This window comes from Pseudomonas sp. ICMP 460, from assembly GCF_002723595.1.
In the GTDB taxonomy this organism is placed as follows: domain Bacteria; phylum Pseudomonadota; class Gammaproteobacteria; order Pseudomonadales; family Pseudomonadaceae; genus Aquipseudomonas; species Aquipseudomonas kitaguniensis.
In genome coordinates, this window is record NZ_LKBR01000035.1 from 206,519 (window position 1) to 218,547 (window position 12,029).

The 12,029-nt window shown below is 57.9% G+C and carries 16 protein-coding genes and 1 pseudogene; 9 read left to right on the forward strand and 8 right to left on the reverse strand.

Going from position 1 to position 12,029, the window contains the following annotated elements:
* Positions 1–83 precede the first annotated feature (83 nt).
* Genes AO240_RS21415 through AO240_RS21450 form a run of 8 tightly spaced genes read left to right on the forward strand, consistent with a single transcriptional unit; the run spans position 84 to position 6,057 of the window.
* Positions 84–839 carry a heme ABC transporter permease gene (locus tag AO240_RS21415; RefSeq protein ID WP_099239012.1) on the forward strand — a complete coding sequence of 252 codons (756 nt, stop codon included), beginning with the start codon at positions 84–86 and terminating at the stop codon, positions 837–839.
* Positions 836–1,012: a heme exporter protein CcmD gene (ccmD, locus tag AO240_RS21420; RefSeq protein ID WP_049709263.1), complete on the forward strand. Its 177-nt coding sequence runs from the start codon at positions 836–838 to the stop codon at positions 1,010–1,012. The genes AO240_RS21415 and ccmD overlap by 4 nt, the downstream gene beginning before the upstream one ends.
* On the forward strand, positions 1,009–1,476 hold the full coding sequence (ccmE, locus tag AO240_RS21425; RefSeq protein WP_099239014.1) for a cytochrome c maturation protein CcmE: 468 nt from the start codon (positions 1,009–1,011) through the stop codon (positions 1,474–1,476). Before ccmD ends, ccmE begins: the two co-directional genes overlap by 4 nt.
* Before the next feature lie 3 nt (positions 1,477–1,479).
* On the forward strand, positions 1,480–3,468 hold the full coding sequence (locus AO240_RS21430) for a heme lyase CcmF/NrfE family subunit (RefSeq protein ID WP_099239016.1): 1,989 nt from the start codon (positions 1,480–1,482) through the stop codon (positions 3,466–3,468).
* A complete protein-coding gene (locus AO240_RS21435) occupies positions 3,465–4,001 on the forward strand; it encodes a DsbE family thiol:disulfide interchange protein (protein ID WP_099239018.1) in 537 nt (178 codons plus the stop codon). Before AO240_RS21430 ends, AO240_RS21435 begins: the two co-directional genes overlap by 4 nt.
* On the forward strand, positions 3,998–4,471 hold the full coding sequence (locus tag AO240_RS21440) for a cytochrome c-type biogenesis protein (protein WP_099239020.1): 474 nt from the start codon (positions 3,998–4,000) through the stop codon (positions 4,469–4,471). The genes AO240_RS21435 and AO240_RS21440 overlap by 4 nt, the downstream gene beginning before the upstream one ends.
* Entirely contained in the window at positions 4,464–5,648 is a 1,185-nt protein-coding gene (gene ccmI, locus AO240_RS21445; RefSeq protein WP_099239022.1) for a c-type cytochrome biogenesis protein CcmI, read from the forward strand. The genes AO240_RS21440 and ccmI overlap by 8 nt, the downstream gene beginning before the upstream one ends.
* 16 nt (positions 5,649–5,664) lie before the next feature.
* Positions 5,665–6,057 (forward strand): hypothetical protein, encoded by a 393-nt coding sequence (locus AO240_RS21450; protein ID WP_099239024.1) that lies wholly within the window; start codon positions 5,665–5,667, stop codon positions 6,055–6,057.
* A 264-nt stretch (positions 6,058–6,321) separates the two neighbouring features.
* Here the strand turns inward: AO240_RS21450 and AO240_RS28455 are convergent, their stop codons facing one another.
* From AO240_RS28455 to AO240_RS21465, 4 genes are read right to left on the reverse strand one after another with little or no spacing between them, the layout of a single operon-like run.
* Complete coding sequence (locus AO240_RS28455) at positions 6,322–6,852, reverse strand: hypothetical protein (protein ID WP_143505421.1); 531 nt, start codon at positions 6,850–6,852, stop codon at positions 6,322–6,324.
* The gene (locus AO240_RS21455) at positions 6,849–7,577 is read right to left on the reverse strand and encodes an alpha/beta hydrolase (protein ID WP_099239026.1); all 729 of its coding nucleotides are present in this window, start codon (positions 7,575–7,577) and stop codon (positions 6,849–6,851) included. Before AO240_RS21455 ends, AO240_RS28455 begins: the two co-directional genes overlap by 4 nt.
* A gap of 4 nt (positions 7,578–7,581) precedes the next feature.
* The gene (locus AO240_RS21460) at positions 7,582–8,079 is read right to left on the reverse strand and encodes a PAAR domain-containing protein (RefSeq protein WP_099239028.1); all 498 of its coding nucleotides are present in this window, start codon (positions 8,077–8,079) and stop codon (positions 7,582–7,584) included.
* Between the two features lie 21 nt (positions 8,080–8,100).
* Positions 8,101–8,604: a hypothetical protein gene (locus AO240_RS21465; protein WP_099239030.1), complete on the reverse strand. Its 504-nt coding sequence runs from the start codon at positions 8,602–8,604 to the stop codon at positions 8,101–8,103.
* Between the two features lie 530 nt (positions 8,605–9,134).
* On the opposite strand from AO240_RS21465, the gene AO240_RS21470 reads away from it, so the two are divergent.
* Positions 9,135–9,725 carry a histidine phosphatase family protein gene (locus AO240_RS21470; RefSeq protein ID WP_099239032.1) on the forward strand — a complete coding sequence of 197 codons (591 nt, stop codon included), beginning with the start codon at positions 9,135–9,137 and terminating at the stop codon, positions 9,723–9,725.
* Positions 9,726–9,733: 8 nt separating this feature from the next.
* Here AO240_RS21470 and AO240_RS21475 read toward each other — a convergent pair.
* The 4 genes and pseudogenes from AO240_RS21475 to AO240_RS21490 all read right to left on the reverse strand — a co-directional run bounded on the left by AO240_RS21475 (position 9,734) and on the right by AO240_RS21490 (position 11,932).
* A pseudogene (locus AO240_RS21475) lies at positions 9,734–10,137 on the reverse strand (NUDIX domain-containing protein).
* A gap of 165 nt (positions 10,138–10,302) precedes the next feature.
* Complete coding sequence (locus tag AO240_RS29070; protein WP_371918668.1) at positions 10,303–10,590, reverse strand: DUF6124 family protein; 288 nt, start codon at positions 10,588–10,590, stop codon at positions 10,303–10,305.
* 230 nt (positions 10,591–10,820) lie between these two features.
* Positions 10,821–11,096, reverse strand: a complete 276-nt coding sequence (locus tag AO240_RS21485) for a DUF6124 family protein (RefSeq protein WP_099239034.1) — start codon at positions 11,094–11,096, stop codon at positions 10,821–10,823.
* A 419-nt stretch (positions 11,097–11,515) separates the two neighbouring features.
* Positions 11,516–11,932 (reverse strand): NUDIX domain-containing protein, encoded by a 417-nt coding sequence (locus tag AO240_RS21490; protein WP_099239036.1) that lies wholly within the window; start codon positions 11,930–11,932, stop codon positions 11,516–11,518.
* Between the last annotated feature and the right edge of the window lie 97 nt (positions 11,933–12,029).

A 12,029-nucleotide genomic window follows, 5' to 3' on the forward strand; every position in this document is an offset into this window, starting at 1 on the left:
CGTTGTAACCTTAACCCGCGCTTCAACATAAGAAAGACCTAAGCTTGCCGCCACGACGGCAAGCAACCGTGATGGAAACAGCAATGAACTGGACCTGGTTTCACAAGCTCGGCTCGCCCAAGTGGTTTTACGGCATCAGCGGCAAGCTGCTGCCGTGGTTGAGCCTCGCCGCCTTATTGCTGATCGGCATCGGCCTGGTCTGGGGCCTGGCCTTCGCGCCGCCGGACTACCAGCAAGGCAACAGCTTTCGCATCATCTATATCCACGTTCCCGCCGCGATGCTGGCCCAGTCCTGCTACGTGATGCTGGCGGTGTGCGGCGTTGTCGGCCTGGTGTGGAAGATGAAGCTGGCGGACGTCGCCTTGCAATGCGCCGCACCGGTCGGTGCGTGGATGACAGCCGTGGCGCTGGTCACCGGCGCGATCTGGGGCAAACCGACCTGGGGTTCGTGGTGGGTGTGGGATGCGCGCCTGACCTCGATGCTGATTCTGCTGTTCCTGTACTTCGGCCTGATCGCGTTGGGCAATGCGATCAGCAACCGCGACAGCGCCGCCAAGGCCTGTGCGGTGCTGGCGATCGTCGGCGTGATCAACATCCCGATCATCAAATACTCGGTGGAGTGGTGGAACACGCTGCACCAGGGCGCCACCTTCAGCCTTACCGAAAAACCGGCTATGCCCGTCGAAATGTGGGCGCCGCTGCTGGTGATGGTGCTGGGGTTCTACTGCTTCTTCGGCGCCGTACTGTTGATGCGCATGCGCCTTGAAATACTCAAGCGTGAACCGCGCGCCAGTTGGGTCAAGGCACACGTGCAGGAAAGCCTGGGAGCGCGTGGATGAGTTTTGCGTCTTTCAGTGAGTTTATCGCCATGGGCCATCACGGCCTGTATGTCTGGACGGCTTATGGCATCTGCCTGGCAGTGCTGGCCCTCAACGTCGCCGCGCCGATCCTGGCCCGCAAGCGTTACCTGCAACAAGAGGCGCGTCGTCTGCGCCGGGAGACCGAAAAGTGAATCCGCTGCGTCGAAAGCGTCTGTTGATCATCCTCGCCATTCTCGCGGGGGTGAGCCTTGCCGTGGGCCTGGCGATGAGCGCCCTGCGAGAGAACATCAACCTGTTCTACACCCCGACCCAAATCGCCAACGGCGAAGCCCCGCAGGGCAAGCGCATTCGCGCCGGTGGCATGGTCGAGAAGGGCTCACTGCAACGCTCCGGCGACTCCCTCGACGTGACCTTCGTGGTCACCGACTTCAGCAAGTCCGTGACCATTACCTATCGCGGCATTCTCCCGGACCTGTTCCGCGAAGGTCAGGGCATCGTCGCGCTGGGCAAGCTGAATGCCGATGGCGTGGTGGTGGCCGATGAAGTGCTGGCCAAACACGACGAGAAATACATGCCGCCGGAAGTCACCAAGGCCCTGAAAGACAGCGGCCAGTCGGCACCTTCTACCCCTGCATCCCCAGCCAGGGAGGGCTGAACCATGACCTCTGCACTGTTTATACCGGAGCTGGGCCAGTTGGCGATGATCCTCGCCCTGTGTTTCGCCGTCGTCCAGGCCGTGGTCCCGTTGCTCGGCGCCTGGCGCGGTGACCGCCTGTGGATGAGCCTCGCGCAGCCGGCCGCCTGGGGCCAGTTTGCGTTCCTGGTGTTCGCGTTTGGTTGCCTGACCTACGCCTTCATGACCGACGACTTTTCCGTCGCCTATGTGGCAAATAACTCCAACAGCGCGCTGCCTTGGTACTACAAGTTCAGCGCCGTGTGGGGCGCGCACGAAGGGTCGTTGCTGCTGTGGGCGTTGATCCTCGGCGGCTGGACCTTCGCCGTGTCGGTATTCTCGCGCCAACTGCCGCAAGTCATGCTGGCGCGGGTGTTGGCGGTGATGGGCATGATCAGCATCGGCTTCCTGCTGTTCCTGATCATGACTTCCAACCCGTTCACGCGCATCCTGCCGCAGATACCGGTCAACGGGCATGACCTTAACCCGCTGCTGCAAGACATTGGCCTGATCGTGCACCCGCCGATGCTCTACATGGGTTATGTGGGTTTCTCGGTAGCCTTTGCGTTCGCCATCGCCGCCTTGCTCGGCGGGCGCCTTGATGCCGCGTGGGCGCGCTGGTCGCGGCCGTGGACCATCGTCGCCTGGGCCTTCCTCGGTATCGGCATCACGCTGGGCTCATGGTGGGCCTATTACGAACTCGGCTGGGGCGGCTGGTGGTTCTGGGACCCGGTGGAAAACGCCTCCTTTATGCCGTGGCTGGTCGGCACCGCGCTGATTCACTCGCTGGCCGTCACCGAAAAACGCGGCGTGTTCAAAAGCTGGACGGTGCTGCTGGCCATCGCGGCGTTTTCCCTCAGCCTGCTCGGTACGTTCCTCGTGCGTTCGGGGGTTTTGACCTCGGTGCATGCGTTCGCGTCCGACCCGGCGCGCGGCGTATTCATCCTGATTTTCCTGCTGTTTGTGGTCGGCGGCTCACTGACGCTGTTCGCCCTGCGCGCGCCAGTGGTCAAGAGCCATGTGGGCTTCAACCTGTGGTCGCGGGAAACCCTGTTGCTGGGCAATAACCTGGTGCTGGTGGTGGCGGCGTCGATGATCCTGCTCGGCACGCTGTATCCGCTGGTACTGGATGCCCTCAGCGGGGCCAAACTGTCGGTAGGCCCGCCGTACTTCAACGCGTTGTTTATTCCGTTGATGGGCCTGTTGATGGTGGTGATGGCCGTGGGCATGCTGGTGCGCTGGAAAGACACCCCGGTGAAATGGCTGGCGGGCATGCTGATGCCGGTGCTGCTGGGCAGTGTGGCCTTGGCGGTGATCGCAGGCTTTGCCTACGGCGACTTCAACTGGGCGGTACTCGCGACCTTCCTGCTCGCCGCCTGGGTCATGCTCGCCGGCCTGCGCGACATCGTCGACAAAACCCGCCACAAAGGCTTGATCAAAGGTTTACCAGGCCTGACCCGCAGCTATTGGGGCATGCAAGTCGCGCATATCGGCATCGCCGTGTGCGCGCTTGGCGTGGTGCTTTCCAGCCAGAACAGCGCCGAGCGCGACCTGCGCCTGGCTCCGGGCGAGTCGATGGACCTGGCCGGTTACCACTTCATCTTCGAAGGCGCCAAGCACTTTGAAGGCCCCAACTTCACGTCGGACAAAGGCACCGTGCGCGTAGTCCGCAACGGCAAGGAAGTGGCGGTGCTGCACCCGGAAAAACGCCTGTACACCGTGCAGAGTTCCATGATGACCGAAGCCGGCATCGACGCCGGGTTCACCCGTGACCTCTACGTAGCGCTGGGTGAACCGCTGGGCGACGGCGCGTGGGCGGTGCGTGTGCATGTAAAACCGTTCGTGCGCTGGATCTGGTTCGGCGGTTTGCTCACCGGTTTCGGTGGTTTGCTGGCCGCGATGGACCGGCGTTATCGGGTCAAGGTCAAGAGCCGGGTGCGTGACGCCCTCGGCCTTTCAGGAGCGCCGGCATGAAGCGTTGGTTGATGGTGATGCCGCTGGCAGTGTTTCTGGTGGTGGCGGTGTTCCTGTATCGCGGCCTTTATCTGGACCCGGCAGAACTGCCGTCGGCGATGATCGGCAAGCCGTTCCCGGCGTTCACGCTGCCGACCGTGCAGGGCGACAAAACCCTGACCCAAGCGGACCTGTTGGGCAAACCGGCATTGGTCAACGTGTGGGCGACCTGGTGCATCTCGTGCCGCGTCGAACACCCGGTGCTCAACGCGCTGGCCGAGAAAGGCGTGGTGATCTACGGCATCAACTACAAGGACGACAATGCCGCGGCGCGCAAATGGCTGGCGGAATTTCACAACCCGTACCAGTTGGACATTCGCGATGAAGACGGCAACCTTGGCCTCAACCTCGGTGTGTACGGCGCTCCGGAAACCTTCTTCATCGACGCCAAAGGCGTGATCCGCGACAAGTACGTCGGCGTGATCGACGAAGTGGTCTGGCGTGAACAACTCGCCGCGAAGTACCAGGCGCTGGTCGATGAGGCCAAACCATGAAGCGTCTGTTAGCCGCTGCGGTTCTGGCGCTGGGCTTGGCCAGTGTGGCCCACGCCGCCATCGACACCTATGAGTTCGCCAAGGACGGTGACCGTGAGCGTTTCCGCGAACTGACCAAGGAACTGCGCTGCCCCAAGTGCCAGAACCAGGACATCGCCGACTCCAACGCACCCATCGCCGCCGACCTGCGCAAAGAGATTTTTCGCATGTTGGGGGAGGGCAAGGACAACCAGCAGATCATCGATTTCATGGTCGACCGCTACGGTGATTTCGTGCGCTACAAACCGGCGCTCACCGGCAAAACCGCGCTGCTCTGGTTCGGCCCCGCCGGGCTATTGCTGGCCGGTGTTGTCGTCATGGCCGTGATCGTCCGCCGTCGCCGCGCCGCGCCTACCGATGGCTCCGACGCGCTATCCCCTGAAGAGCGTAAACGCCTCGACCAATTGCTGGACACCCAGACTGATGATTGATTTTTGGCTCGCAGCCGGCTTGCTGCTCCTGATTGCCCTGAGTTTTCTGTTGATCCCTGTGTTGCGCGGCCGCCGTGCCCAGCGTGAGGAGGACCGCACCGCGCTGAACGTGGCGCTTTACCAGGAACGCGTGGCCGAGCTGCAAGTGCAGCAGGACGAAGGCGTACTGAATGCCACGCAACTCGACACTGGCCGCGCCGAAGCTGCGCGTGAATTGTTGGCCGACACTGAAGGTGTGGAAAAACCTCGCGAATCGCGCCTGGGCAAACCGCTACCGTTTTTGGCGGCGTTTCTGGTGCCGATTTTGGGCGTTGCGCTGTACCTGCATTACGGGGCCATCGACAAGGTCGAACTGACCCGCGAATTCTCCCAGCCGCCGGTGTCCATGCAAGACATGACCCGCCGCCTGGAACGCGCCGCCGCCGCGCAACCGGACTCGCCGGAAGGCCTCTACTTCCTCGGCCGCGCCTACATGGCGCAGGACCGCTCCGCCGATGCGGCGAAAATCTTCGAACGCACCGTCGCGTTAGCCGGGCGCCAGCCGGAACTGCTCGGCCAGTGGGCGCAGGCGCAATACTTTGCCGACAATAAGCAGTGGTCGCCCAAGGTGCAGGCGTTGACCGATGAAGCCTTGAAGCTCGACCCCAAAGAAGTCACCAGCCTCGGCCTGCTCGGCATCGCTGCCTTTGAAGGCCAGCGTTACCAGGAAGCCATCGACTACTGGAACCGCTTGTTGGCCCAACTGGCGCCGGAAGATAACTCGCGCGTCGCGCTGCAAGGCGGCATCGACCGCGCGGCCGAAAAGCTCAAGGAAAATGGCGGCAGCGTCGCGCAAAAAGCCGTGATCAAAGTGCGCGTAGACCTGTCCAGCGAGGTAAAAGCCAACGCGCTGCCGAGTGACAGCGTGTTTATCTTTGCCCGCGCGGTAAACGGCCCACCTGCGCCGTTAGCGGCCAAGCGCGTCAGCGTTGCCGAACTGCCCATCACCGTCGAACTCGGCGATAGCGACGCGATGATGCCGCAGTTGAAACTGTCGAACTTCGCCGAAGTCCAACTGGTTGCGCGCATATCCCGGGCAGGTCAACCGACCGCTGGCGAGTGGATCGGCCGCAGCCAACCCTTGGCCAGCACCACCACTGCCACGCAGCAGCTGACCATCGACCGTCCGGATAAATAAATTCGAGGAAACGCCCATGACCGCACTCGCACGAATCACCCTGCTCAGCCTGGTAGTGGGCCTGAGCGCCTGTGCGGTCCACCGACCTCCCGCGCCCACCGGCCCGACCATCCCGCCGTCCGGCCCATCGACCCAGCCGAGCACCCAACCCTCGGCCCCGGTAACCCCGCCACCGAAAGCATTGCCAAGCTCGTCGCCAACCTTCGCCCCGCCACCGGGCGCCGCCAGCCACTGGGACGGCAAGATGCAAGTGTACGTGCTGGAAGAACAGCCCGACACCTTCTACCGCCAGCGCACGTATTATCGCTGGAGCAACGGCTGGAGCCGCTCGATCAGCCCGAACGGCCCGTGGGAAGAGACCAACGTGCAAGGCGTGCCGCCGGGGTTGAGCAAGCAGTACGCGCAATGACAAAAGGCGACCTTGGGGTCGCCTTTTTTTGGCCTTGAAATACAACCCTTCAAACACCGTAGATCAAATGTGGGAGGGGGGCTTGCTCCCGATGATCGTTCCCACGCTCTGCGTGGGAATACACCCCGTGACGCTCCGCGTCACTTTGCGCAGCCCCACGCAAGTAACGCCGGCAAGAAGTAATAGAGCATATTCTGGCGAAATTATTGCTTCCGGACAAGTAGCGGTTATTAAGCAATTAATGGGGATGTTCAGCCGCACTGCTTATTTTTTTAGATGTGTAATCAGTTCTGCGGTAGGAATATACACAGTATTGGTATAATAAGCTTTGAATCCATAAGCAGTGATGTACACCTGGCAGGGGATGCTCTGTTGTCCCGCTAACAGATTCTCCAATACGGCGCCCGAGGTGATTGAGGTTGGGATAGGTACCTCTCGCTCTTCGGTCGCGTTGAATGATAACGAAGACCGGAAGTAAAATTTCCCAGTGTTATGGGGTGTAGCATCAGCTTCCAGGAGACCTACGCCTCGCGCTTTAATTGTATGGTTTACATCGAAATTTTTATCGTGATTCAAAGTGCATACAAGTTTAGGCGTATTCTGGTTCTTTTTTTCATAGAGGTTGAAGACTTTGCTCAGGTTTTGATCTGACTCCAGCGTCACGTAAAGTAGCGAGTCTTCACGGCGTTCAAACCCTTTAAATGTTAATGATGCCGGCGGTATGTTTGGTGTCCGAGCGCATGCGCTGCAAATCAGTGCAGTGGCGAATATTAGTAACTTTTTAAGTTTAATCATTTTATATTTTTCACGTACGCTTCATAAAGGAAGTCCAGAGCACATTTTGTACCCTGGATCGGTGCAACCATCATGTGACTCGCAAACGCGTGATGTATATTTACTGTGGTATTGATCGCTGGGCCTTGGCTCACAATCCAGCGCTCTCCAAAGTTTGCCACGTGGTCTGACGCATCTGACTTCAATGGGTTAGCGCGGATATTGATCCACATGTCAGCCACTGGAGCGGGTTCAGAGTAGTAGATATCAGAACCTAACCACACCAAAAATCCTTTTCCTACAGGGTCTAAGGTTATTAGAAGTGCGATTTTGTAACCTTCATCAGACAGCATCTTTGAGAGGTGAGCGCCATTCCACGCGCCTAGGCTGTGTCCGACTATATAGATAGGGCACGACTTGCTAGGAATGAGATTGGTGATGTGTTCTTTAATGTCGCGCCCCCCACGCGCTTCATTATATCCCCATACGTATTTTGTGTATTTTTCGGAAAGTTGTACGACTGCCATCCTTTTTGACATCAGCAAGTCGACATCATCGATGTTGTGAAAAGCACCTTGAGAGTAATAGCTTTCTTGGTCTCCAGCGCCACCAATGTAAAAAATAATAGGTTTAGTCGCACGTACAGGTACGATTTTTATTTGTGGATCGTTCACCGCTGTCAATGTGTGCGTTGCCGCCAGACTTGCAGTGTTGCCATTAGGTAAAATTATTTTCTCTGCTTCCATGCTCTCAATCTTCCAAATATAATTTGATACTTTCAGCCAGATGCGAACTCACTACATGGGTGTAGCCCAGCGCATCACTGACGCCATGTTCAATGCTACCGTTAGCGCGCTGGATACAGTAAGCATGGTTGGGCATGGGTTCACCCGTAACTTCGTGGACCAATTTTATCTTGTCGCTAAAGTGTACCGGCATCGACGATAACCCACTGAAGGGCGCTGGCACAAAGGTGTCACCGATAATGATGGTGCTGGCGCCTGCCGTTACAGTGTTGCCATGAGCGCCAACGCTGCCGACGGTGGCGGCATTGAAACCATTGATAAAAACAGTTGAAGATACGCCGCTGGTAATCGGGCTTCCGCAAGCTGAAGTGTCGTTTAAGCGGGCAGCGCCCAAGCCTTCGAAGATCACATCTGATGAGCCGGTTACCAGCGAATTGGTACCGTGACCCGGAACTGGGCACGCTGTAGGGTCTGTGATGCGCGCAGCAGGTTTGCCACTCATGAGAACGTCCTTTTCAGCTATTCACAGGGGGGAGAAGAGGTCAATCGGGGTTTCTGAAAGTCGCCAGCTTTCATCCATGAGGTTGTACATAGCTCGATGGTTTTCTTGGGTCGGACTGCAGTCCTCAAGTGCTCGCCATGCGATCTCAACGCAGTTATCCATGGCGTAAGTTGAGTAATCATCGAGCTGGTTTAGCCACTCGTTGTAATGGGGCATGCCAACGCTGCGGTAGGCATCAAGCAGTATCTGCGCGACTTCCTCACCCCAATGCAAAAATCGACCGGGGGTCCACGGGCCGGTCTGTGTGTGGACAAACCAACCAAGGCTCTTTAATCCACCACTTTCGAGGTACAGGGAGCCACCCTGTGAACTCAGTCCGCAGCACAGAAAGACGCTGAGCCAGCCCTGGTGGGCGTGAATAACATCAGTGGGATCGAATCGGGCTAAAGGGACGACGCGGTAGCCGCTGGTTGGCATTGAGCGGGCGACTAGCTCGGCGTCCAATCGCGACACGAATGCTTGCACGGCATTACCCTTACCGCAGGGTGTGCAAAGAATCTCGACTGGCGCGCGGGCTGGGGTATCGCTGCATCCCACTATACGAACCAACCCGTAAAGGCGGAGCGAGCTCTTCAAACCGCTTGGGTTTTGTACCACAGGTGCCAGCGTCGGCGTGGTAGTTCGTGAGGAGTCCATTAACTAATAACGTCCGTGTAATTTCAGGCGATCTCTGCACCGGATGGTGCGTGGGTTCAATTACTTTTTCCGGGTGTGGCGAGCTGTACGCAGGTTGGTCGACCAGGGAATGGAAACCCGGCAGGGCCTAAGCCCTCCCATGCACAGCCCGCCATAACGCGAGCACGATAATGCCGCTTGCGCGGCACTGTGCGCCATTCTAACCCGGGCGATCAAGCCCGATCGCTGATGAGCAGCGACTGCGAAAGGCTAACGGTGACTTATAGCAACTACAAGCCACAGAGTTCGTAGGAAAAGTCGCAGAAGCACCAAGACTTTGTTATCTGTATTCCTCTTTCCCTTTTAACGAGACGGGCTTCATGGACCTCTATGTCGTACGCCACGGTGAAACCTGGGCTAATGCCGAGCACCGCTATCTAGGCGCACTCGATCCGGAACTGACCGAACGGGGCAGGGAACAAGCCTTCTCGCTCAGCAAGAAACTACCCTGCGGAATCGATGTAATGATCGTCTCCCCACGCTTACGGGCGCAGCAGACCGCGCAGATTCTTAACCATGACTTGAACCTTGAATCACTGACGATGGACGGCTTTCGCGAGCGTGACGTTGGCGTATTTGAAGGGCTGAATCAGGCAGAAGCAAAGGCAATGCATCCGCTGCTATGGGTGCAAAACATCACGCGGCAATGGACGGTTGGGCCAACAGGTGGCGAGTCGATTGCGCAGGTGGTCGCCCGAGTGCACCAAGGTCTGGTCGAACTGGCGGGGCTCTATCCAAAGTCCGTCGTGTTGTTAGTGGCCAATGGCTTTGTAGCAAAGGTGATTCGCGCGCTAGGGCGAGCTGACTTTTCGGATTTTTTTAATTGGCAGCTTTCAAATGGAGAGATGCTGGTTTTAGAGGACTTCAGCGTTGCAGCGCCCCCGCTCATATCTCCTTTGGAAAGTCACTAAGAAACGGCTCATCTTACTCGAGTCCTCAAAAAGGCCATCGCGCCCTGAAAAATCGGGTGCCACTCCTGGGTGAGTTCGCTGCTCAATGGATGCCAGAAAAATCGAAACTGATGGCCTCCATCATCCTGGTGAAATGGACCCAGCTGTCTGGAAGGTCTGCCGAGATCTGGCACTGGTGAAATGCCCAAGTGTCCCCTGTGATCTCTGCATGCCAGGTTCCTAATTCCCGAATGACGTTGCCGGTTATTCCCGCTTCTTCATGCAACTCGCGAATAGCGGCGGCGGCTGTGGTTTCGCCGCTTTCTACACTGCCTTTGACCAGTTGGAAGCCAGCCAGGGGATGTTCGAAAACCAGAATTTCCAAAGATTGCTTGGTTCGAAGGACTACAGGGCAAGCCTTGACGATGCTCATTGAGTGTTGTCTTCCATACTTTTTGGCTCCCGCTAAGTTTACGCGTGCCCTTAGAGTCTCGGTGGCGAGGGGCTTGCTCCCGATGGCGGTGTTCAGTGGGTGAATATCCAGCTGACACACCGCCATCGGGAGCAAGCCCCCTCCCACAGGTTATTTGCTCAGCCGTCAGGCTACGGGGCACTCCCGATTCAGTGCTTCATTCACCAACAACTGTGCAATCTCAATCATCTGCACCACCGCCAGCACTTGCTTGCGACCTGAGCCAGCCAGATGCTCGGCGCAGTCGTAAGCGCATACAGTCGCCGATTCAAGCATCTCGCTGGCATTGCTTAAGGCAGCTTCGGTGCTGAGGCCGGGACGGACAGTGAAGATTGTTTGAGGTGGAGATTGTGTGGTGTTTAAGATCGTTCCCACGCTCTGCGTGGGAATACATCCCGTGACGCTCCGCGTCACTTTGCGCAGGCATCGAAACCTTCGTCGAAAGCGCGACGCAGAGCGTCAAAGGCGGCATTACCACGCGGAGCGTGGGAACGATCAATGGCGGTGAAATAAATATCTTCAAACGTCGTAGATCAAATGTGGGAGGGGGCTTGCTCCCGATAGCGGTGGCTCAGTGGGTGAATATCCAGCTGACACACCGCCATCGGGAGCAAGCCCCCTCCCACAGGTTATTTGCTCAGCCGTCAGGCTACGGGGCACTCCCGATTCAGTGCTTCATTCACCAACAACTGTGCAATCTCAATCATCTGCACCACCGCCAGCACTTGCTTGCGACCTGAGCCAGCCAGATGCTCGGCGCAGTCGTAAGCGCATACAGTCGCCGATTCAAGCATCTCGCTGGCATTGCTCAAGGCAGCTTCGGTGCTGAGGCCGGGACGGACGGTGAAGATTGTTTGAGGTGGAGATTGTGCGGTGATTTCCGAGGTGGACGACAGTGGGTCAGGCGTTACTTTTTTCATACGGATGCTCCGGGAGTGATGAAAAAAGCGCCCACTAAAGGCTATGGGCGCTTATGCGCCTGGAGAGTTCGGGCTTCCACACCCGCTCGCTGATTTTGCAGCGATTCGTCAAGGTTAGGTGGCGAGGTTGATCGGACGCAACCCGAAATGTGTGTAGGGCAAATCTGCAAGTCCATTTAGCGATTGCGACCACACAATGCAAGGCGGCGGCCGTACGCGGGGTGGTAGGCCGGTCATAGACAACCGCCAGGCGCAAGCCTCCCGTGCACAGCCGCCATAAAGTAGTCTGCGAAAAGGGTGAACCGCACGCAGGTTGGTCGACCGGGGAATGGAAACCCGGTAGGGGCAGGCCTTCCTGCGTACAGCTCGGCCCCTATAATGCAGACCTGTTTAATGGTGAGCCGTAGGACAAGTCCTGTTCAATGTGCTTCATGGCGAAGCCATACCATCAGCGTGATCAGCGCGCCCCTGAAAATGGAGTGCCATTCATTGGTAAGTTCGCTGCCCAATGGATGCCAGAAGAATCGAAACTGATGGCCTCCATCATCCTCGGTGAAATGGATCCAAGTATCTGGAAGGCCTGCCGAGACCTGGCATTGATGAAATACCCAGGTATGCCCTGTGATCTCTGCATGCCACGTCCCTAACTCCCGAATTGCCTTGCCGGTTATTCTCGCTTCTTCATGCAACTCGCGAATAGCGGCGGAGGCTGTGGTTTCGCCGCTTTCCACGCCGCCCATTACCAGCTGGAAGCCGGCCAAGGGGTGTTCGAAGGCCAGGATTTCTAAAGACTGTCTGGTTCGAAGGACTACAGGGCAAGCCTTGACGATGCTCATTGAGCCTTGTCTTCCATACTTTTTGGCTCCCGCTAAGTTTACCGGTGCCCGTAGAACCTCTGTGGCAAGCGGTAACTTGTGGCGAGGGGGCTTGCTC

Excerpts from the sequence above, each read along its gene's own strand:
- AO240_RS21415 (WP_099239012.1), top strand. The coding sequence starts at position 84 with ATGAACTGGACCTGGTTTCACAAGCTCGGCTCGCCCAAGTGGTTTTAC.
- ccmD (WP_049709263.1), top strand. The coding sequence starts at position 836 with ATGAGTTTTGCGTCTTTCAGTGAGTTTATCGCCATGGGCCATCACGGC.
- AO240_RS21430 (WP_099239016.1), top strand. The coding sequence starts at position 1,480 with ATGACCTCTGCACTGTTTATACCGGAGCTGGGCCAGTTGGCGATGATC.
- AO240_RS21435 (WP_099239018.1), top strand. The coding sequence starts at position 3,465 with ATGAAGCGTTGGTTGATGGTGATGCCGCTGGCAGTGTTTCTGGTGGTG.
- AO240_RS21440 (WP_099239020.1), top strand. The coding sequence starts at position 3,998 with ATGAAGCGTCTGTTAGCCGCTGCGGTTCTGGCGCTGGGCTTGGCCAGT.
- ccmI (WP_099239022.1), top strand. The coding sequence starts at position 4,464 with ATGATTGATTTTTGGCTCGCAGCCGGCTTGCTGCTCCTGATTGCCCTG.
- AO240_RS21450 (WP_099239024.1), top strand. The coding sequence starts at position 5,665 with ATGACCGCACTCGCACGAATCACCCTGCTCAGCCTGGTAGTGGGCCTG.
- AO240_RS28455 (WP_143505421.1), bottom strand. The coding sequence starts at position 6,852 with ATGATTAAACTTAAAAAGTTACTAATATTCGCCACTGCACTGATTTGC.
- AO240_RS21455 (WP_099239026.1), bottom strand. The coding sequence starts at position 7,577 with ATGGAAGCAGAGAAAATAATTTTACCTAATGGCAACACTGCAAGTCTG.
- AO240_RS21460 (WP_099239028.1), bottom strand. The coding sequence starts at position 8,079 with ATGAGTGGCAAACCTGCTGCGCGCATCACAGACCCTACAGCGTGCCCA.
- AO240_RS21470 (WP_099239032.1), top strand. The coding sequence starts at position 9,135 with ATGGACCTCTATGTCGTACGCCACGGTGAAACCTGGGCTAATGCCGAG.
- AO240_RS21485 (WP_099239034.1), bottom strand. The coding sequence starts at position 11,096 with ATGAAAAAAGTAACGCCTGACCCACTGTCGTCCACCTCGGAAATCACC.
- AO240_RS21490 (WP_099239036.1), bottom strand. The coding sequence starts at position 11,932 with ATGAGCATCGTCAAGGCTTGCCCTGTAGTCCTTCGAACCAGACAGTCT.